At 69.3% G+C, this 19,264-nt stretch carries 19 protein-coding genes; 3 read left to right on the top strand and 16 right to left on the bottom strand.

Annotated features, from left to right (window positions below; all coding sequences use genetic code 11):
• The coding region (locus tag ACWELJ_RS06335) for a type VII secretion protein EccE (RefSeq protein WP_452365122.1) at window positions 1-1,030 on the top strand (1,030 nt) is incomplete at its 5' end.
• Window positions 1,031-1,036: 6 nt separating this feature from the next.
• Here the strand turns inward: ACWELJ_RS06335 and ACWELJ_RS06330 are convergent.
• The 3 genes from ACWELJ_RS06330 to ACWELJ_RS06320 all read right to left on the bottom strand — a co-directional run bounded on the left by ACWELJ_RS06330 (window position 1,037) and on the right by ACWELJ_RS06320 (window position 3,886).
• A complete protein-coding gene (locus ACWELJ_RS06330; protein WP_452365121.1) occupies window positions 1,037-1,600 on the bottom strand; it encodes an NADPH-dependent FMN reductase in 564 nt (187 codons plus the stop codon).
• A 22-nt stretch (window positions 1,601-1,622) separates the two neighbouring features.
• On the bottom strand, window positions 1,623-2,882 hold the full coding sequence (locus tag ACWELJ_RS06325) for an NAD-dependent epimerase/dehydratase family protein (RefSeq protein WP_452365120.1): 1,260 nt from the start codon (window positions 2,880-2,882) through the stop codon (window positions 1,623-1,625).
• A 188-nt stretch (window positions 2,883-3,070) separates the two neighbouring features.
• The gene (locus ACWELJ_RS06320; RefSeq protein ID WP_452365119.1) at window positions 3,071-3,886 is read right to left on the bottom strand and encodes an S-methyl-5'-thioadenosine phosphorylase; all 816 of its coding nucleotides are present in this window, start codon (window positions 3,884-3,886) and stop codon (window positions 3,071-3,073) included.
• Window positions 3,887-3,980: 94 nt separating this feature from the next.
• On the opposite strand from ACWELJ_RS06320, the gene ACWELJ_RS06315 reads away from it, so the two are divergent.
• Window positions 3,981-4,334 (top strand): metal-sensitive transcriptional regulator, encoded by a 354-nt coding sequence (locus tag ACWELJ_RS06315; RefSeq protein ID WP_379105240.1) that lies wholly within the window; start codon window positions 3,981-3,983, stop codon window positions 4,332-4,334.
• Window positions 4,335-4,503: 169 nt separating this feature from the next.
• Here the strand turns inward: ACWELJ_RS06315 and ACWELJ_RS06310 are convergent, their stop codons facing one another.
• The 13 genes from ACWELJ_RS06310 to infA form a co-directional block, all read right to left on the bottom strand.
• On the bottom strand, window positions 4,504-5,511 hold the full coding sequence (locus tag ACWELJ_RS06310) for a nitrilase-related carbon-nitrogen hydrolase (protein WP_452365118.1): 1,008 nt from the start codon (window positions 5,509-5,511) through the stop codon (window positions 4,504-4,506).
• Window positions 5,512-5,590: 79 nt separating this feature from the next.
• Window positions 5,591-6,583 carry an AraC family transcriptional regulator gene (locus ACWELJ_RS06305; RefSeq protein WP_452365117.1) on the bottom strand — a complete coding sequence of 331 codons (993 nt, stop codon included), beginning with the start codon at window positions 6,581-6,583 and terminating at the stop codon, window positions 5,591-5,593.
• A gap of 100 nt (window positions 6,584-6,683) precedes the next feature.
• Entirely contained in the window at window positions 6,684-7,538 is an 855-nt protein-coding gene (locus ACWELJ_RS06300; RefSeq protein ID WP_452365116.1) for a nitrilase-related carbon-nitrogen hydrolase, read from the bottom strand.
• 81 nt (window positions 7,539-7,619) lie between these two features.
• Window positions 7,620-8,600 carry an AraC family transcriptional regulator gene (locus ACWELJ_RS06295; protein ID WP_452365115.1) on the bottom strand — a complete coding sequence of 327 codons (981 nt, stop codon included), beginning with the start codon at window positions 8,598-8,600 and terminating at the stop codon, window positions 7,620-7,622.
• 229 nt (window positions 8,601-8,829) lie between these two features.
• On the bottom strand, window positions 8,830-9,798 hold the full coding sequence (locus tag ACWELJ_RS06290) for a helix-turn-helix domain-containing protein (protein ID WP_452365114.1): 969 nt from the start codon (window positions 9,796-9,798) through the stop codon (window positions 8,830-8,832).
• A 275-nt stretch (window positions 9,799-10,073) separates the two neighbouring features.
• Entirely contained in the window at window positions 10,074-11,009 is a 936-nt protein-coding gene (gene truA, locus ACWELJ_RS06285; protein ID WP_452365113.1) for a tRNA pseudouridine(38-40) synthase TruA, read from the bottom strand.
• A gap of 69 nt (window positions 11,010-11,078) precedes the next feature.
• Entirely contained in the window at window positions 11,079-11,576 is a 498-nt protein-coding gene (gene rplQ, locus ACWELJ_RS06280; protein WP_452365112.1) for a 50S ribosomal protein L17, read from the bottom strand.
• 52 nt (window positions 11,577-11,628) lie between these two features.
• Window positions 11,629-12,687: a DNA-directed RNA polymerase subunit alpha gene (locus ACWELJ_RS06275; RefSeq protein ID WP_379280322.1), complete on the bottom strand. Its 1,059-nt coding sequence runs from the start codon at window positions 12,685-12,687 to the stop codon at window positions 11,629-11,631.
• Window positions 12,688-12,806: 119 nt separating this feature from the next.
• Entirely contained in the window at window positions 12,807-13,412 is a 606-nt protein-coding gene (gene rpsD, locus ACWELJ_RS06270; protein ID WP_452365111.1) for a 30S ribosomal protein S4, read from the bottom strand.
• A gap of 21 nt (window positions 13,413-13,433) precedes the next feature.
• Window positions 13,434-13,847, bottom strand: coding sequence for a 30S ribosomal protein S11 (gene rpsK / locus ACWELJ_RS06265; protein ID WP_213557959.1), 414 nt, complete (start codon window positions 13,845-13,847; stop codon window positions 13,434-13,436).
• 9 nt (window positions 13,848-13,856) lie between these two features.
• Window positions 13,857-14,228 (bottom strand): 30S ribosomal protein S13, encoded by a 372-nt coding sequence (gene rpsM / locus ACWELJ_RS06260; RefSeq protein ID WP_326309472.1) that lies wholly within the window; start codon window positions 14,226-14,228, stop codon window positions 13,857-13,859.
• A 179-nt stretch (window positions 14,229-14,407) separates the two neighbouring features.
• Complete coding sequence (gene rpmJ, locus ACWELJ_RS06255; RefSeq protein ID WP_033085975.1) at window positions 14,408-14,521, bottom strand: 50S ribosomal protein L36; 114 nt, start codon at window positions 14,519-14,521, stop codon at window positions 14,408-14,410.
• Between the two features lie 119 nt (window positions 14,522-14,640).
• On the bottom strand, window positions 14,641-14,862 hold the full coding sequence (gene infA / locus ACWELJ_RS06250) for a translation initiation factor IF-1 (protein WP_040804562.1): 222 nt from the start codon (window positions 14,860-14,862) through the stop codon (window positions 14,641-14,643).
• Between the two features lie 2,961 nt (window positions 14,863-17,823).
• On the opposite strand from infA, the gene ACWELJ_RS06245 reads away from it, so the two are divergent.
• Window positions 17,824-19,125 (top strand): MinD/ParA family ATP-binding protein, encoded by a 1,302-nt coding sequence (locus ACWELJ_RS06245; protein ID WP_452365124.1) that lies wholly within the window; start codon window positions 17,824-17,826, stop codon window positions 19,123-19,125.
• Window positions 19,126-19,264 lie beyond the last annotated feature (139 nt).

Genomic DNA, 19,264 nt, shown 5'->3' with positions numbered 1-19,264 from the left:
CGGCGGCGGCCTGCCCGGCGCGTGCCGCGCGGTCACCATCGCCACCGAACGCGTGGTGCGCGTCCTCGAGGACGGCGGCTGCTCGGCCCGCCTGCTCACCGCACCCGAGATCCGGCAGGCCGCCCTGCGGGTCACCGCGGGCGTGGATCCCGAAGCCCTGACCCAGCATTGGCGGTACGCCGAACTCGGCGACAGTGTGAACATCGGAGCCGCGGTGGACCCCCGGCGGCTGGACTCGGACCTGCTCGCCCAGCTCTGGGTCCCCGCCTCGCACGGCACCACGGTGGCCGTGAGACTGCGCCCGGGCCGCGGCACCGGCACCGTGCGCATCGGTGCGGCCTGGCGGCTCACCACCCGGGAACTGCCCGAGGAACCCGTGCGGCGGCACATGATCTCCATGAACGGCCGCCACCGCGAGAGTCTGCTCGCCCACCTGCCGTTCGCGGTGCCCGGCCTGGACGACACGGTGCCCGCCGAACTCCGCGACATCGGCGCGCTCGGCGCGCTGCATCTGCCCTCGGCGGGCTGCGGGCAGCTGCTCGGTTCCGACGACGACGGCAATGGTGTCGCCATTCGCCTGGTGGGCCAGGGCATTTCGAGCGTGTACGTGGCGGGCGAGCTGTATCTCGCGCGGCAGTTGATCTTCCGCGCCCTGGCCGTGGGCGAACGCGTCCTGATCCGCACCGACCGTCCCGAGGCCTGGCGGCGGCTGGTCACCGCCATCGGCGATCCGGAACGCCTGACCCTCGCCGTCGAAACCCATCAGTCCGACGCCGATTTCACGGCCACCATGGTCGACGGAGTCCTCGCACCGGCCCCGCACGCGGGCCTGACCACCATCTACTTGACCGACGACCCGCTCGGCTGGCCCGGCGCCGCGCCCGACCTGTCCATCCACCAGCCGGGGTCCGCCGGGAACCGAATCATCCTGCGCACCGGCGCCACCGAGGTTTCGCTGACTCTGGTCTCCATCCCCCGCGAGTCCGCCTACCTCGGCCTGCCCGGGGCGGCGGCCGCCGTCACGCCGTAGCGCCCGTCAGCTCCCCGGGTAGGGGTTCGTGGCGCGGGCGGCACGCACAGCCGTCGCCCACCAGGCGAGTTGACGCAGCATGCGATCCGCGGCATCGAGCGCGGCCCCGTCCCGGGTCTCCCCGTCCGCGTCGAACTTGCGTTTGGCCTCATGGAAACTGACCGTCTCCCGCACCGAGACCATGTGGATCTCGGCGACCACCTGCCGCAGCTGCTCCACCGCGCGCAGGCCGCCGGACAGGCCGCCGTAACTCACGAAACCGATGGGCTTGCCACGCCATTCGCGCTTCACACTGTCGAAGGCGGTCTTCAACGACGCCGGATAGCCGTGGTTGTACTCGGAGGTGACCGCCACGAACGCGTCGGCGGCCTCGACCCGCCGCTGGAAGGCCCGCACCTCGTCGGTCTCGGTGAGATCCACCGGCAGCGGGGTGTCCATCAGATCGATCACCCCCACCTCGAACGCGGCGTCCGCCCGCGCCCGGCGCAGGAACCAGTCCGCGACCACCGGCGCGAACCGCTTGGGCCGCACACTGGCGACGATGACCTCGAGCCGCAGCGGGGTGTCCATGCGGTGAGCCTATCGGGCTCGGTCAGCGCCGCCCCGCGCCACGCGCGGCGTACTCCGCGAGTCCCTTGGCGGGGGTGGTGGGAGCCGTGAAATCCAGGGCGTGCCGGGCTCTTTCCGGGTGCGCGACCACATGCCGGACATCGGTGACCCGGCACTGCCCGGTCACCACCGGCGCCGGCCCGTCCACGGCCTTGGCCATGGTCGAGGCCACCTCCCACAGCGTCAGCGGCCGCCCCGAGGCGATGTTCAACGGCACGAACCCGGGCATCGGGCGTTCCACCGCGGCCACCGTCGCCAGCGCCGCGTCGCGCACGTGCATGAAGTCGCGGACCTGCCCGCCGTCCTCGAACACCCGCGGCGGCCGGCCCGCCGCCAGTTCGGCCCGGAAGCGCGCCACCACACCGGTTTCCGCGGACCGCACCCGCCGTCCGTCGGCCACCGGATCGCCGTAGAGATTGTGATAACGCAGCACCGCGGCATGGCCACCGGTATTGGCCACCCAGGCCAGCGCGTAATGCTCCTGCGCGACTTTGCTTGCGGCGTAAGCGCTCCGGGGCCGCAGTGGGGCATCCTCCCCCATCGGCTCCCAGGTCAGCACTTCCCCGGAACGCGGCGCGCGATGATCGAACAACCCCCGGTCCAGATCCCCGCGCCGCCGCAGGCCCGGATAGAACGGCCCGCTGCGCAGCCCCCGGTACCGGCCCTCACCGTATACGGCCACCGAGGACCCGAGCACCAGGCGAGGCACCCCCTCGCGTTCCATGGCGGCCAGCAGTACGGCGGTGCCGACGTCATTGTGCGCGGCGTAGAGCGCGGCCCAGCGCATACCCTCCGCACCCGGCCGCTCGGTGCCGCCGCGGCCCGCGCCGACCGGGGCGCGCACGCAGCGCCCGGCCCCGTGCCCGGAGTCCTCACGCCCGCGCTGCCCGTCCCCGGCCACCCGTCTCGAATGCGGAACATCCTGCGGGGCAGCCGGATTGGAGGGATCGCCGCGCGCCGGCTCGATCGCGCCGCGCACCTGCGGCAGCGGCACCGCCGTCGCGAGATGGCAGACCACGTCCACACCGGCCAGCAGGGGTTCCAGCGCACCCTGATCACGGATGTCGACCCGCGAGACATGCTCGGGAACAACGGGATTCGGACCGTGCACGGTCTCGAGCAGGGCGTCGATGGCGATGACCTCGTGCCCCGCGGCCAGCAGGGCCCGATGGACATGGGAGCCCAGGTAACCGGCCGCCCCGGTCACCAGGACACGCAGGGGGTCACGACCGCCCGCATTCATGAATCCAGCCTAGGGCATGGCCGGACGTAACCCGAAGGCCTATTGATGGATAGACGTTGTGCGGCAACCGAAGGCTACCCGCGAACGCCGCCACGAGCAGGTGCAATGACGCACCGCGGGGTACAACGCAGTACCCCGGTCGCTCGGGCGGCGATCACGCGCGACCGGCCGCTACGGCCGGGCTCGGATCAGGGCAGCTCGAACGGGAGCTGCACGCCGGTGCCGGTCAGCACACGGCACTTGTCGCAGGTGTCGTCGCCCTCGACGGCGGCGACGGCACGGCGCACCATGGCCTTGAAGGGCACCAGGTTGCGCTCGAACTCGGCGAACACGTCGGCGGCGCTGACGCCCTCGCCCGACTCCAGCCCGGCGTCCAGGTCGGTCACCAGAGCGATTGCGGAGTAGCACATCTCGAGTTCACGGGCGAGTACGGCCTCCGGGTGCCCGGTCATATTGACCAGCTCCCAGCCCTGCCCGGCGAACCAGCGGCTCTCTGCGCGGGTCGAGAAGCGCGGGCCCTCCACCACGACCATGGTGCCGTGGTCGTGCGCGGGCAGATCGTCGCCGACCGAGGCGATGGCGGCGGTGCGCAGCTCCTCGCAGTACGGGTCGGCGAAGGACACGTGCACGCCGCCGGCGTCGTAGAAGGTCTGGGCGCGACCGGAGGTGCGGTCCACCAGCTGGTCCGGCACCGCGATGGTGCCCGGCCCCCAGTCGGCGCGCAGGCTGCCGACCGCGCACGGGCCGAAGATGCGACGCACGCCCAGGGTGCGCAGCGCCCACATATTGGCGCGGTAGGGCACGGTGTGCGGCGAGAACTCGTGTTTGCGACCGTGCCGGGGCAGGAACGCCACCGAGCGCCCCTCCACCTGACCGATCGTGATGGGCGCGCTGGGCGCGCCGTAGGGGGTCTCGATCTCGACCGTGGTCGCGTCATCGCCGAAGAAGTCGTAGAAGCCGCTGCCTCCGATGATGGCGAGCGTTGCCCGTGCGTCCGAACTCATGCCCCGATTCTTGCGCACGCGGCCGTGAGTGGTGGTAGCAGGGCGAAGCATGTACCCTAGGGGGGTATTTCCCCCGGGAGTGAGGACAGCGCAGGTGACCAACGACAAGATCGCGACCCAGGACGCCGCCGGGCACGACACCGCCGAGTCCTGCCACGACACCGCCTCGCACGGCTACATCACCGCCAAGGACGACTACCTCAAGCGCCTGCGCCGCATCGAAGGCCAGGCCCGCGGCCTGCAGCGGATGGTCGAGGAGGAGAAGTACTGCATCGACATCCTCACCCAGGTGTCGGCCATGACCAAAGCGCTGCAGGCGGTCGCCATGGGCCTGCTCGAGGATCACATCAGCCACTGCGTGGTCGACGCGGCCGTCGCCGGCGGCCCCGAGGCCGAGGCCAAGATCAAGGAAGCCACCGACGCCATCGCGCGCCTGGTGCGGAGTTAGCAACTCCCGTAGCTCTCAGGGGCTTCCCCTGAAACCCCTTTCACGCCGCCGACTCCGCGGGCGCCCCGCCGCGCTACCCAGCGGCCCCGCCCGACGGAGACCACGCCAGCCGCTCGCCCCAGCAGGCCGCGCGAGCCGCTCCAGTCAGCGGGCCGCGCCAGTCGCCGACTCAGCAGGCCGCGGTGCCGCCGGGGTAGGCGTTCAGGGACGTCGTCGGCAGGGCCCAGCGGTCCGGGCCGGACTGCCAGCCCGCGGCGACGCGACGAGAGCCGCGCCGGGTGGGAGCACTGTCCTTGCGGGTGTTGTCCTTGCGGTCGCGGGTGGTGCGGACGGAATCGCACGGCTGGTTGTCGGCAAGCGTCACGGCGATCTCGAGGTCGGCGTAGAGAATGCCCTCCTCGCCCTCCGCGAGCGGGGTGACCACTTCGCCGCCGTCGGCGCCGTAGATGCGGGCGCATCCGGTGGGTCCGCCGTGGTGCCGCGCGCTGCCCACGCCGCCGAACGCGGCGTCACCGATCACTGCGGTGGGTGCGATCACGTACGCGCCGACCTCGAGCGCGTACATGCGGCTGAGCGTGGTGCTCGAATCCGGTCCGACCGCGTCGCCGTCGGGACTGCCGGGCCAGGCGGCCACATGGATCTGTTCCTCGTCGGCGCGCAGTGCACGGGTGAGCAGCGGCCGCTGGTTCTCCTGCCCGGACAGCGCGCCGTACTTGCCGATCGGAGTGTGGTGCACCGCAGGCAGATTCGGGGTTCCGGAGGCGAATATCTTGCGTTCCACGCTGTTCAGGCCGGCCTTGCGGCGGACCGACAGCAACTGCCCGGAATCGTCGATCACGGCCTGTGACATATAGATTCGGCGTTCCTGGCGCTCACCGAATCCGAGTACGACGTGAATGTCATGCGCGGCGGCGGCAGCGGTGATCGCGCGCATTTCCGCGCCGTCCCGCGTCATCGAATTCTCGCGGCATCTGGTCGAGTATTCGACATTCCACTGATTGGTATCGATCCAGCGCCACCACGGATAACCCGGGAGAAACGCCTCCGGGAATGCGACCAGCCGCGCGCCCTGTACCGCTGCCGCCCGGATCAGTTCGACGACCTGATCGACACCGTCGGAGAGTCGCAGCCAGCTGGGTTCGGCCTGGACGGCGGCGACTCGCACCGTAGTCCTCATCGCTTTTCCCTCATGCAACAGCAGCCTTGCCAACAATTGGTGGCCGAACAATGGCGACGAGTGCCGAATGACCGACTGATCATGCCAGCGTGCGGAATGCTCCCGGAGTTGTGCCCATTTCCAGACGGAAGCTTCGATAGAAGCTACGCTCCGTGAGGAATCCCGCCGCTTTCGCCACCGCCGAAAGCGGCAACTGTGGCGCATTTCTCAGTAGGTCGCAAGCACGTTCGATGCGCATGCGGCGCAACACCGTTCCCGGTCCGCCCTCGAACTCACCGAACACTCGATACAGCGTACGCCGAGACATTCTGCAGCCCTCGGCGATTCGGTCGACTCCGAGATCGGGATCGGCGCAGTGGTCGCGCATGTAGTTCAGGACCCGCTGCCGATTGAGCGCGTCCGCCGACTGGTCATGCGGCGCGCGACCGGACGCCGCGATCGCGGCCGCGGCCAGCAGATCCATTCCGGGAGCGGACAATAGCGCGGCGCTCGCGGGATCGGTGTGCTGCAATTCGGCCAGCCCGCGAAAGAAACTGCCCACGAGTCCGGGCGCGGTTTTCGCCGAAAATACTGTCGCAGTGGGCAATTCGAGACTGTCGATGCCGTAGCGTTCGCGTAGTCGGCTGAGCGGGACCTGTACCACGACTTGTTCGAACCGCTCCGGCGCATCCCACCGATAGGGACGGGTGCTGTCGTAGAACACGATTCCGCCGGGCCCGACATCGGCGACCCGATCGTCCTGGCACAAGCGCGCGGTGCCGACGGTCGGAATACTCGCGAGCAGATATTCGTCGGCGCTGCGGCCGATGAGCCCGCCGGTGCGGCGAATGACTTGCGGCGTCGATCCGATTACCGACACATCCATGTCGCCGTAGCTCGCGGATTCTATATAACCTATAAAGCGACCACTCGGTATAGGTTCAACCGCCAGCGGTACGTAAGAGGCGCTCACCTGCGCCTCCCAGCGCTCGAATGCCTCCGTCGACGTCTGTTCCTGGCCGGAGCGAACCTCGATCCGGTTGACCGGTGGTAACCCTTCCACTCCCCATCCCTCGATGACAATGGCGGCCACGTATACGGCCGAATACTGGGGAGAGTGTGTCAGATCGAACGAATTCCAGCCAATGGACCGAACTGGTACGAACCAGTAACCGGTAGAACCGGGATTCGAATCAGGCGGCGGACTCGAAGCTCAGATCGAGTTCCAGATCGGCGTACAGCAAACCCTGTTCGTGCCCGCCCAGCGGTGACGCCAGTTCCTCACCACCCGGCGCGAAGATGCGCGCGTGCCCGCCCGGCCCCGGCACCAGCTGCTTGGCCGGCTCCGCACCCCGGCGGCTCTCGCTGCCCGCCACATCCATCACCGAGCACGCCGCGATCACGTTCAACTGCCCGACCACGGCGTACCAGAGCGTGGCCGCGTTGTTCACCCGCACGCCCCAATCCACGTCCCGCGCCACGATGAAACCCGGCCAGGACACCACATGGATCTGCGCCCCGGTGCGCTCCAGCTCCGGCCGCGCGGGCAGATGCAACTGCTCGGAGCCGCCCTGCACCGCGATGCGGCCGATGCCGGTGCGGAAGACCTGCGACTCGCCGGGCTCGCCGGAGCGGAAGATCTGGTGCTCCAACGGCGTCAGCTCGGGCTTGCGGCGGACTCCGAGCAGTACCCCTCGGTCATCGATCAGGCACTGGGACATGTACAGCGCGCTGCCACAGCGTTCACTGAAGCCGAGCAGCACATGGATGCGATGCCGGCGCGCGGCATCGGCGATGCGCCGGAACTCGGTGCGCCCCACCGTCATCGAATTGGTGCGATAGCGCGCGAAGAAGCCCTCGCCCCAGCTCACCGATTCCAGCCACAGCCACCACGGATAGCCGGGGAGGAAGGTCTCGGGGAAGGCCACCAGCTGCGCACCGCCCGCGGCCGCGTCCTCGATCAGCCCGATGGCCTGCCCGACCCCGGCGGGCAGATCCAGCCATCGCGGCTCGGCTTGGACAGCCGCGACTCGCACCTTCGTGGGCACCTCGGCTCCTTCGACGGATCGGATGATGTGCAATCACCCTTCGCCGAACGCCAGCCGGTCACAGCGACATACCGTGCCGAGCTACCGACGACGCGTGCCTGTGTCCAATTGCGACCGGAATTGCCCCGGCGTCACGCCGGTTTCCTGGCGAAATGCCCGGTAGAAGTGCCGGTCCGTGGCGAAACCGGATGCCGCCGCGATCGCCGAGAGCGGCCGGGCCGGGTCGGCCCGCAACAGTCTGCGGGCGTGCTCGACCCGCATCTGCCGCACCAGCGCGGCCGGACCGCCGATCTCCTCGCAGACCCGGTAGAGGGTGCGCCGCGAGACCAGGCAGGCGTGCGCCACCTCGTCGACGGTCAGGTCCGGATCGGTGTAGCGCTGCCGCAGCACGGCCAGCACCTGCTGGCGGGTGAAGACCGAGTCGGCGGGCCCGGGCACGGAATGCCCGTTGGCCAGCAGCAACGCCGACGAGAGCATCGAGGTGACCTGCGATTCGAGAACGTCTGCCGCACGGCCGGTTCCGTCCGCGCCGAGCCTGGCCATCCCCCGGAAGAAATCGGCCACCACGCCCATGGCCCCGGTGACGGGCATCGCCTGGGCGATGGGCAGCTCGTCGCGCACCAGACCGGCGTGGTCGAGCACCTCTCCCAGGGGCGCGCGCACGATGGTGGAGACCGCGTTCTCGGTGGTCCGGCTCTCGATCGGGCGGGCGCTGTCATAGAAGGCGATGGTCCCGGCCCCGCCCTCGGTGATCCGGCCGCTCTGCGAGGTCCAGTTCGAGCCCTCGACCACGATGTTCACCAGCAGGAAGTCTCCGGCGGCCTGCTCGAGCTGACGCTTGGTGCGGACCACCCGCTGGGCGCTGGAGGTCATCAGCGTGAGACTGGACCGATCGAACTGGGTATAGCGGAGTTTGCCGTGCCAGGGTCCGGTGCCGATCGGTTCGACGATCGAGGGCAGCACGGCGTCGGCGACGAGGGCCTCCCACTGCTCGAAGGCTTGCCGCGCGGAAACCTCTGAGGTCGTACGGACTTCGGCGCTGGCCGTGGAAGCGGTACCCACACCTGCATCATTCCACTAGCGGCCGCCGGGAGAATGGGAATGAAGCCGACTGATCCGACAAAACAGACCAACCAGCCCGATTGCTCCATGAGCTCGCCGGCCCGGTCACCGGCGGCTCGAGGCGGCGACCGGGCGGCGCGTCACCAGTATGCCGCGTCGCCGCGCCCCTGTGACTGCCCACCCGTGCCAGCTCACTGCCCATTCAGGTCAGCCGTGAAACACCTCCTGATCAGGCATGATGAGTCCGGAATTCGCCAGGGGTCATACCGGTTTCGCGTTTGAAGGCCCGATAGAACTGCCGCTCGGACACGAACCCCGCCGACCGCGCCACCGACAACAGCGGCCGCGTCGGATCGGTCCGGATCAACGACAGCGCCCGCTCCACCCGCATCCGCCGCAACATGGCCGCCACCCCGTCCTCGCCCTGCTCGAACAGGCGGTACAGGGTGCGCCGCGACACCGAACACGCGCCCGCCACCTGATCGATGGTGAGCTCGGGATCGGCGTAATGCCGCTGAATGAACGCCAGCGCACGCTGTTTGGCCAACGCGTGCGCGGGCTCGTCGCGCGGCAGGTCGCCCGCGGCCAGCTGCACCACCGAGGCCAGCAGGCCCGTACCGTGTTTGGCCAGCACCGCGGCCTGTTCCGGTGCGGTGTACTGCAATTGCGCCATGCCGCAGAAGAAGCGGCCCACGATCCCGGCCGCGCCCTCGGGCGGGAAGCGCACCGCGGTCGGCATCCGGTCGGCCGGCACACCCGACGCGCAGACCACCTCGGCCAGCGGCACCTGCACCGCCACCACACCCCAGGACTGCTCGAAATGCGCGCTGAAGGGCCGGGAACTGACGTGCAGGGTGAGCCCGCCGTCAGCCAGCTCCCCCACCCGCCCGTCCTGCTCCAGCCAGCCGTGACCGTGCGTGGTCACGCAGGCGAACAGCACCGGTTCCTCGGGATCGTGGATGAGTTGCGGTATTCGGCTCAGATGCTGCCCGCTCGCGGTCACCATCGACACATCGATGCCGTCGAATCGCGATTGCACGATGCGCGCCCGGAATTCCCCCGACCGCACCACCGGTGTCACCACCAGCGGAACGTAGGCCGCCGCGACCACGGCCTCCCATTCCTCGAAAGTCTCCTGCTGCGAAACCTCCGGTGTGGAGCGAACCTCCATCACCGAGGGCTCGACGCCGCCCCTCATTGCCCGATTCTCGCATCCCGTACCCGGCCCGATCCCCGAATTCCCTTAACAACATCCAACTTTCACCCCACCGCCCGAATTGGCGCATTGCCCGCAACTCGCACAGCGAATCTTCATACCGGACTTGCACTTTCATCCGCGCGACCGATCCGCGATCGCGCGCGCGGCATTTCACCCGCGACCTCGACGGAAGCGTGGTCGCGGGTGCGGAAGAAACCGGGTGGGGCCGGTGACATCAGACGGCGCGCCGAGCGGGCGGCACGCCGGAAGCGGGGTCAGTCCCCGCAGCAGCCCTCGGGATCGGCGCCGCCGCCCACGGGACCGGGAACGGTGCGAACCTCGCGCGTCTGGATATTGCGGGCGGCCAGATCAGCGTCGGCCGGATAGTCGACGGCGATCAGCGACAGCCCGTGGGCCGGGGCCACGGTCACCGCGCTGGCCCGTTCGCGCTCGTTCAGCAGTCCGCCGATCCAGTCGGGCGTGCGGCGGCCCTCGCCGACGGCCAGCACTCCGCCGACCAGGCTGCGGACCATGGACCAGCAGAACGCGTCCGCGCTGACATAGGCGGTCAGCAGATCCCCGTCCTGGACCCAGTCGAAGCGCTGCAGCTCACGAATGGTGGTCGCGCCCTCGCGGCGACGGCAGAAAGCGGCGAAATCGTGCAGGCCCAACAGCTTTCGGGAGGCCTCGCGCATGGCCTCGACGTCCGGGCCGGGACGGCAGGGCACCACGCCGCGGGCCTGCAGCGGCTCGGCACCGTAGGGCGCGGTGGTCAGACGGTAGGCGTAGTGCCGGCGGATCGCCGAGAAGCGGGCGTCGAAGTCCGGCGGGGCGAGCCGGGCCTGCTTGACCCGCACGTCCTTGGGCAGGAAGCGGGCCAGCCGGTGCACCAGCTTGGGGCCGTCCACCTCGGTGTGGGTATCGAAGTGCGCGACTTGGCCTTCCGCGTGCACGCCGGCGTCGGTGCGTCCGGCCACGGTGAGCTGAATGGGTTCGCGCTGCACCTTGGACAGCGCGTCCTCCAGCACGCCCTGCACGGTGCGCAGGCCGGGCTGACGGGCCCAGCCGGTGAAATCGGTGCCGTCGTAACTGATGTCCAGCCGTACCCGAATCGAAACCGGTTCGGGCGTCGGATCCTCCACGGTCACAGCGATCTCCTGGTTAACATGGAGAAAGCCCGCCGACCCGGAGGGGACGGCGGGCTCACTCATGGGATGTCCACCTTCGGGGTTTCAGGGGAAGCCCCGGAAACCCCTCGTTGGTCCGAAGGACCCGGAGTATTACTCCGCGGCCTTCTCCTCGGCAGCCTCAGCGGCCGGAGCCTCGGCGGCAGCCTCTTCGGCCTTGGCCTCGGCCGGAGCCTCGGTGGCCTTCTGCGAAGCGGCGACTCGACGGGCACGATCGGCCTCGTTGGTCACGGTCTTCTCGCGGACCAGCTCGATGATCGCCATCGGAGCGTTGTCACCCTTGCGGGGGATGGTCTTGATGATGCGGGTGTAGCCACCGTCGCGGCCCTCGAACGAGGGACCGATCTCGGCGAAGAGCGCGTGGACGATGTCCTTGCTACGGATCACCTTCATGACCTCGCGACGGTCGGCCAGGGTGCCGCCCTTCGCCTTGGTCACGAGCTTCTCGGCGTAGGGGCGCAGCGCCTTGGCCTTGGCCTCGGTGGTCGTGATACGACCGTGTTCGAAGAGCGCCGTCGCCAGGTTGGCGAAGATCGCCTTCTGGTGCGACGCCGACCCGCCGAAGCGGGCACCCTTCTTGGGCTTGGGCATGGTTGGAATCTCCTGTGTCTAAGGCAGATCCGGGGCGCTGGCCCCGAGCCGCCTAAAGCTGTTCGGTCTCGGCGTAGTCCTGCTCGCCGTTGTCGGTGTCGCTGAACGAGCCGCTGTCGCTCCAGGTGCCGCTGGCCGCGTCGTAGCCGACGACGGAGGACGGATCGAAGGAAGCCGGGGAGTCCTTGAGGGACAGGCCGAGCGAGTGCAGCTTGACCTTGACCTCGTCGATGGACTTCTGACCGAAGTTGCGGATGTCCAGCAGGTCCGACTCGGTGCGGGCGACCAGCTCGCCGACGGTGTGCACACCCTCACGCTTGAGGCAGTTGTACGACCGAACGGTGAGATCCAGGTCCTCGATCGGCAGGCCGAACGAGGCGATGTGGTCCGCCTCGGCCGGGCTCGGGCCGATCTCGATGCCCTCGGCCTCGATGTTCAGCTCGCGCGCGAGACCGAACAGCTCGACCAGGGTCTTGCCCGCCGACGCCAGCGCATCCCGCGCGGAGATCGAGTTCTTGGTCTCGACATCCAGGATGAGCCGGTCGAAGTCGGTGCGCTGCTCGACACGGGTGGCCTCGACCTTGTAGGTCACCTTCAGAACCGGCGAGTAGATCGAGTCCACCGGAATCCGGCCGATTTCCGCACCCGACGCCTTGTTCTGCACGGCCGGGACGTAGCCGCGACCGCGCTCGACCACGAGCTCGATCTCCAGCTTGCCCTTGTCGTTCAGGGTGGCGATGTGCATGTCCGGGTTGTGCACGGTCACGCCCGCCGGGGGGACGATGTCACCGGCGGTGACGGTGCCCGGGCCCTGCTTGCGCACGTACATGGTGACCGGCTCGTCCTCTTCGGACGACACGACCAGGCCCTTGAGGTTCAGGATGATGTCGGTGACATCCTCCTTCACGCCCGGGACGGTGGTGAACTCGTGCAGCACGCCGTCGATACGGATGCTGGTAACCGCGGCACCCGGAATGCTCGAGAGCAGGGTGCGCCGCAGCGAGTTGCCGAGGGTGTAACCGAAACCCGGCTCCAGCGGTTCGATGGTGAACCGCGACCGGTTCTCGGACACGACCTCTTCGGTCAGCGTCGGTCGCTGTGAAATCAGCATTTCTTCCTCCTTCGGACGCCCACTATTTGACGCCCACTATTTGGGAGCTGTTGTGGCCCTGACCCTGTGCTTGTCGAACTGAGCAGGGCCACAACCAGCGGCACGCGTACGCGCACCTATTACTTCGAGTAGAACTCGACGATCAGCTGTTCCTGCAGCGGAACATCGATCTGCGCACGCTCGGGGAGCTGGTGCACCAGGATCCGCAGACGGCCGGGAACGACCTGCAGCCAGCCCGGGATCGGGCGATCGCCGACGGTCTCACGCGCCACCTGGAAGGGGTACATGGCCAGCGACTTCGGCTTGACATCGATGATGTCGTACTGCGAGACCTGGAAGCTCGGCACGTCCACCTTCACACCGTTGACGGTGAAGTGGCCGTGCGAGACCAGCTGACGAGCGCCACGACGGGTACGGGCCAGACCGGCGCGGTACACGACGTTGTCCAGCCGGGACTCGAGCAGACGCAGCAGGTTGTCGCCGGTCTTGCCCTTCTGGCGGTTCGCCTCTTCGTAGTACTTGCGGAACTGCTTCTCCATGACGCCGTACGAGAAGCGAGCCTTCTGCTTCTCCTGCAGCTGCATGAGGTACTCGGATTCCTTGATCCGCGCGCGGCCGTGCTGGCCCGGCGGGTAAGGACGACGCTCGAACGCCTGGTCGCCTCCAACGAGGTCGACACGCAGACGACGCGACTTGCGGGTGATAGGGCCGGTATAACGAGCCATTTTTCTACTCTTCCTTTCCCGCTAGACGCGACGCCGCTTGGGCGGACGGCAGCCGTTGTGCGGCTGCGGAGTGACATCGGAGATCGTGCCGACCTCGAGGCCCGCGGCCTGGAGGGAACGGATCGCGGTCTCGCGGCCCGAACCCGGGCCCTTCACGAAGACGTCGACCTTCTTGACGCCGTTCTCCTGCGCCTTGCGGGCAGCGTTCTCGGCGGCGAGCTGAGCGGCGAACGGAGTCGACTTACGCGAGCCCTTGAAACCGACGTGGCCGGAGGACGCCCAGGAGATGACGTTGCCCTCGGGGTCGGTGATGGACACGATCGTGTTGTTGAACGTGCTCTTGATGTGAGCGTGGCCGTGCGGGATGTTCTTCTTATCCCGGCGACGCGCTTTCTGAGTCTTCTTCGGGCCCGAGGCCCGGCTCTTCGGAGGCATGCGCTATCCCTACTTCTTCTTGCCGGCGACGGTCTTCTTCGGACCCTTGCGCGTGCGGGCGTTGGTCTTGGTCCGCTGGCCACGCACGGGCAGGCCACGACGGTGGCGGATGCCCTGGTAGCAGCCGATCTCGATCTTGCGACGAATGTCGGCCTGCACCTCGCGGCGCAGGTCACCCTCGACCTTGAAGTCCTGCGCTTCGATGAAGTCGCGGAGCTTGGTCAGGTCGTCATCGCTGAGGTCCTTCGACCGCAGGTCCGGGCTGACGCCCGTCTCCGCGAGGATCTCCTTGGCGCGGGTACGGCCGATGCCGAAGATGTAGGTCAGCGCGATCTCCATGCGCTTTTCGCGCGGGAGGTCGACGCCCATCAGACGTGCCATGGTTGGCGTTTCCTTACTTTTGCGGAGGTCTGCTCCCTGGCCGTCCCCTCGTGAGTGGGGCCCCGGCCTCCGTACCGGGGGTAGGCCGCCATCCGTCCCCTACGGGACTCGGCGACGGCGACTGGCGCTGGGAGTGCTTCTTATTGCCAATCCGAACTGCGTTCGGTGCTTGGCGGAGATCAGCCCTGACGCTGCTTGTGGCGCAGGTTCTCGCAGATCACCATGACCCGACCGTGACGGCGGATCACCTTGCACTTCTCGCAGATCGGCTTGACGGACGGCTGAACCTTCACGTCAGATCCAATCTGGGTTGGTGTTCACTGGCCGTGAACACAGTTTTTCCCCGGTCAGTTCGACCGGGGAAACCCGGGACATATCGTCCCGGAAGTCTTCGCGCTCCGCGGGGAGCGACTCACTTGTAGCGGTAGACGATGCGGCCGCGGGTCAAGTCGTAGGGCGAGAGCTCCACGACGACGCGGTCCTCGGGCAGGATGCGGATGTAGTGCTGCCGCATCTTGCCGCTGATGTGGGCCAGAACCTTGTGCCCGTTCTCCAGCTCGATCCGGAACATCGCATTGGGCAACGGCTCGATAACCCGGCCCTCGACCTCGATGGCCCCTTCCTTCTTCGCCATATCCTCCGCGATCCCGGTTAGGCTGAACCTGGTTGGTTCAAGCTCATTACGGCAGGTCGGCCATGAGTTTCGCAGGCGCACCGATGGATTGCTGGTGCACTGTGGCCAACCCGGTGACATACTCACTGGAGGCGGCACGAAGACATGCCACAGCCACTATGTAAGTCACCAGCGACCTACTTTACCCGTCGCCCCAGATCCGGCCAAATACGGGTGCCGTGACATGCCCCTCCCCGGTCACGCGGGCCGCGTCCGGCCGCCGGCGGCCGGTACACGCCGGGCGCGCGGTCCCCGGGAATCGCTAAACTACGCCGTGTCCTGCACGATAGATCGAGGCACCCGGGGGTAGATGTGAGTCGCGAGAACGACGGACTCCCGATGCTCCCGCCCTGGCTCTCCGAGAGCGACGTCACCGACACCGGATACGAAGCCCCCGTCGAGAACCTCCCCCAGGACGACCTCATCCCCGAGGAGAAGGGCGGCCGCCGCCTCTTCGGCCGCCGCAAACCCCGCAAGGACTCGGCCCCCGAACCGGCGGCTCCCCTCCCCCGCACCCCGGGACCCGCGTCCGCTCCCCCATCCGGTCCCGCAGAGCCGCGCACCCAGCAGCCGACTCCGCCCACCCCGATGCCGACCCGCGACCCCGGCACCCACTTCAACCTCCCCTCGAACGGCACGCAGCTCAACGGCGCCCAGCCGACCCCGCCGCCCTCCCCCTCCGGCCGCCACCCCATCGGCCAGAACCCGGCCCCCCAGCACCCGAACGGCCAGGCCCCGCAGGCTCCGCAGCCCCATGGCCAGTCGCCCTTCACACAGCCGCCCGCCGGCCAGACACAGCGGCCCAATAGCCCGACACCCGCCGGAGAGACGTCGCGGGCTCCCCAGCTCCATGGCCAATCGCCGTTCACACAGCCGCCCGCCGGCCAGATGCAGCAGCCACCGCAGCCCAACGGCCCGACACCCGTCGGCGAGGCGCCGCAGGCTTCTCAGCCCAATGGCCGATCGCCCTTCACTCCGGTCGGCCAGGCCCCAAGCGCTGAGCCGCCCAACGGGCAGAGCGCAGCTCAGCAGGCCGGTCGGGACGCCGGGAAACCCGCGAATAACCAAGGTGCGGAATCGGTTCCGCCGAATGGCCGACCCATCGCACCCGGCCAACCACCGAGACTCGTCGGTGACCCCACTCAGCCGCCCACTGCGCCCGAACCCGCTCAGCCCGGTCCTTCTTCGGCTCCGCTGACGCCACCGCAGGGCCCGCGGTTGTCCGCGCCCCCGACGCCTTCCGCGGCAGCGCCGATCGGTGCGCAGCCCGCAGGCGCGTCCCTCGCGGGCACGCCGGCCGAGGGAAACCCTGACGCCGCCCTTCCCGCCCGGCGCCCAGCGGACCCGACCACACGGATGCCACTGCCGCCGTCTCCGAGCGAAATGGCCTCCACGGCAAGCGATCCCGTAGTTCGCACCGCGCGTCCGCCGCTGCCCCCGGCCCCCGGTGAACTGTCCGACGGCGGCCCGGAGGCAGACCCGCTCGCGGCCGATCCCGAAGTCACCCCCAAGATGTCGCAGCCGCCGCTGCCGCCGGCTCCGGGCGATCTGGACGCGACCGGTTCCGGCATCATCGCGCCCGCCGACCCGACGACCCGACGACCGCTGCCGCCTGCCCCTGAAACGGGCTCCACCACAAGCGGACCGGAGCCACTCCCGGTTCCGGGCGCTCCCCGACCGACCGCGGCCGACCGCCCGGCCACCGGCAATGACGCTCCTCCGGTGCCGAATACGACCGCCGCCGCACACGAACTGCTCGACGCCGAACTGGCCGAACTCGAGGCCGCTCCCGGCGAGACCCCGGACTCCGAGGACGACTTCGATCAGGCGATGACGCCGGGCCGCCACCGCGCGGCGGACGTCCCGCCCGCCGACCCATCCCTCACCATCCCACCCGCGCCGCCTGAAGTTTCAGCACCGGATTCCGGCCCGCTACCGCAGATCCCGGCCGTCCCGCAGCAGACCGCCGACGCCGGTCAAGACTTGCCGCCTGCACCGGGGCCGTTCCCAGGCGGACAGGACCTGCCGCCCGCCGACCCGCGCACGGACATTCCGCCGGCACCGCCCGGGGCTTCCGCGCCGGGTCCGGACTCGCTGCCGCAGATCCCAGGCGGCCATCAGCTGTCCGCCGAGGCTGGTCAGCAGTTGCCGTCGGCACCGGTCCCCGGCGGGCAAAACCCGCCGCCCGCCGACCCGCGCACGGACATTCCGCCGGCACCGCCTGGTGTTTTCGCACCGGGTTCCGGTCCGCTGCCGCAGATCCCGGATGGTCCGCAGGGGCCCAACCCACACCAGTCCAACGCCGCCGGGCACCTGTCACCCGGGCCAGGATCGTTCCCCGGCGGGCAGAATCTGCCGCCCGCTCCGGGAACCTTTCCTGGTGGGCAGGGGCTGCCGCCGGCACCGGGGCCTTTCCCATTCCCCGGCGCGCAGGGTGTGCCGCCGGCGCCCGTCTCCGGTGTTCCGCCGATGCAGCCGAGCCCGGGGTTTCCCGGCGGTCCTGTTCCGCCGCAGCTGAATCCGTGGGCGAACGGACCGCAGGCCGAGGCCGGGCCGCATTCGGGCGCTCCCACCGGGGATGGTTCCGGTATTCCAGGCATGCTTCCGGGGTTCCCTGCCGGGCAGGGCCGCTCGGCGGACGGGCCGGAAGCGGCGGATCCCGAGGACCTGGACGCGAATCCGTGGGCGAACGCGCCGCTGTCCGAGGCCGCGGCCGCAGGTCTCAGTGGCCGGCACCCGGTCAGCGCGGCGCAGCCGGATTCCGGGCTGGCGACTCCACCCCTGGGCTTCCCGTCAGGGCAGGTCGAGCCGCACTCGGCCGCCTCGGGGCCGGATGGGGTTGGGCTGGACGCGAACCCGTGGTCGAATGCCGCGATGTCCGTGGCCGCGGCCGCCGGACTGAACGGGCCGCAGGCCGACGGGATGGTGCAGCCCGGGATGGGTATGCCGGGCGACGGTGCGGCGCAGGCGCCTTGGGGTCCCGGGGCCGGTGGCCCGCAGGGTGGGCAGATGCCTTGGGCCGCACCGGGGCCGGAGCAGGGCTACCCGGGTGGGCCTGGTCCGTCGGGCGTGCCGGGTCAGCCCGGTCCGGCCGCGGCGCCCGGTTTCCCGGGGCAGCCCGGTCCGGACGCACCCGTCTGGGGTGAGGTGAACGCGCAGCCGGGGGGCCATGTGCCCGGGCAGTACGGGATGAGTTCCGTGCAGCCCGGATTCGGTGCGCCCGGCCAGTACGGAGCTCCGGCTCAGGCCGGGCCGCCGCAGGGGGTTCGGGGTCCGGCCGGGTATGGCGGTGGTCCCGCGCCGTCGTTGGATGATGTGCCGTTGCGCCGGGCGAAGAAGGCTCCGGGTTCGGGGTGGCGGCGGGCCGTGCATCACATGTCGGGTGGCGCGATCAATCCCGGTATGTCGGCGGAAGAACGCCGGCTGCAGGAGTTGGTGGCGCGGATTCGGCAGCCGGTGCGCGGTGATTACCGGATCGCGGTGTTGTCGCTGAAGGGCGGCGTCGGCAAGACGACGACCACCATGGGCCTGGGTTCGATCTTCTCGTCGATTCGCGGGGACCGGGTGATCGCGGTGGACGCGAATCCGGACTTCGGGACCCTGTCGCAGCGGGTGCCGTTGCAGACCCGGTCGACGGTGCGGGATCTGTTGCTGGACGAGCGTATTCAGCGGTACTCGGATGTGCGCCGGCACACCTCGCAGGGCAGCAGCCGGTTGGAGGTGCTGGCCAGTGAGCGGGATCCGGCGGCGTCGGAGGCGTTCAGCGAGGAGGAGTATCGCGCGGTGGCGCGCATCCTGCAGCGCTTCTACAACATCATTCTCACCGACTGCGGTACCGGCCTGATGCATTCGGCGATGGCGGGTGTGCTGGATCTGGCGCATTCGCTGGTGCTGATCTCGTCGTCGGCGATCGATGGCGCGCGCAGTGCGGCGGCGACGCTGGATTGGCTGTCCCTGCACGGTCACGACCATCTGGTCCGCAATGCGGTGGTGGTGATCAACCTGCCTCGCCCGGGCGCCCCGAATGTCGGGATCAATCAGCTGCGCGACTACTTCCTGTCCCGCTGCCGCGCGGTCCACATCATCCCCTACGACGCCCACCTGGGTGAGGGCGCGGAGATCGATCTGCATCGGCTGAGCAAGCCCGTCAAGCGCGCTTATGTCGAGCTGGCGGCCACGGTCGCCGACGATTTCGGGACCGACCACCGTCACTATCGGGGCTGAGCAGGCCGCGGTTCCGAAGCCGTTCGGCGGCAGCGGCTTCGACCCGTGGTCCGCGGCGGCGTGGACCAGCGGTGGCGGTGGGCCCGGCCGGGCCGGCTGCGCATGACACGGCACCGGACGGGTGCTAGTTTGTGGCTCG

It is taken from the genome of Nocardia sp. NPDC004582, from assembly GCF_053602115.1.
This window is presented reverse-complemented; position numbering and strand designations above follow the sequence as displayed.

Excerpts from the sequence above, each read along its gene's own strand:
- ACWELJ_RS06330 (WP_452365121.1), bottom strand. The coding sequence starts at position 1,600 with ATGGACACCCCGCTGCGGCTCGAGGTCATCGTCGCCAGTGTGCGGCCC.
- ACWELJ_RS06325 (WP_452365120.1), bottom strand. The coding sequence starts at position 2,882 with ATGAATGCGGGCGGTCGTGACCCCCTGCGTGTCCTGGTGACCGGGGCG.
- ACWELJ_RS06320 (WP_452365119.1), bottom strand. The coding sequence starts at position 3,886 with ATGAGTTCGGACGCACGGGCAACGCTCGCCATCATCGGAGGCAGCGGC.
- ACWELJ_RS06310 (WP_452365118.1), bottom strand. The coding sequence starts at position 5,511 with ATGAGGACTACGGTGCGAGTCGCCGCCGTCCAGGCCGAACCCAGCTGG.
- ACWELJ_RS06290 (WP_452365114.1), bottom strand. The coding sequence starts at position 9,798 with ATGAGGGGCGGCGTCGAGCCCTCGGTGATGGAGGTTCGCTCCACACCG.
- truA (WP_452365113.1), bottom strand. The coding sequence starts at position 11,009 with ATGAGTGAGCCCGCCGTCCCCTCCGGGTCGGCGGGCTTTCTCCATGTT.
- rplQ (WP_452365112.1), bottom strand. The coding sequence starts at position 11,576 with ATGCCCAAGCCCAAGAAGGGTGCCCGCTTCGGCGGGTCGGCGTCGCAC.
- ACWELJ_RS06275 (WP_379280322.1), bottom strand. The coding sequence starts at position 12,687 with ATGCTGATTTCACAGCGACCGACGCTGACCGAAGAGGTCGTGTCCGAG.
- rpsD (WP_452365111.1), bottom strand. The coding sequence starts at position 13,412 with ATGGCTCGTTATACCGGCCCTATCACCCGCAAGTCGCGTCGTCTGCGT.
- rpsK (WP_213557959.1), bottom strand. The coding sequence starts at position 13,847 with ATGCCTCCGAAGAGCCGGGCCTCGGGCCCGAAGAAGACTCAGAAAGCG.
- rpsM (WP_326309472.1), bottom strand. The coding sequence starts at position 14,228 with ATGGCACGTCTGATGGGCGTCGACCTCCCGCGCGAAAAGCGCATGGAG.
- infA (WP_040804562.1), bottom strand. The coding sequence starts at position 14,862 with ATGGCGAAGAAGGAAGGGGCCATCGAGGTCGAGGGCCGGGTTATCGAG.
- ACWELJ_RS06245 (WP_452365124.1), top strand. The coding sequence starts at position 17,824 with ATGGTGCAGCCCGGGATGGGTATGCCGGGCGACGGTGCGGCGCAGGCG.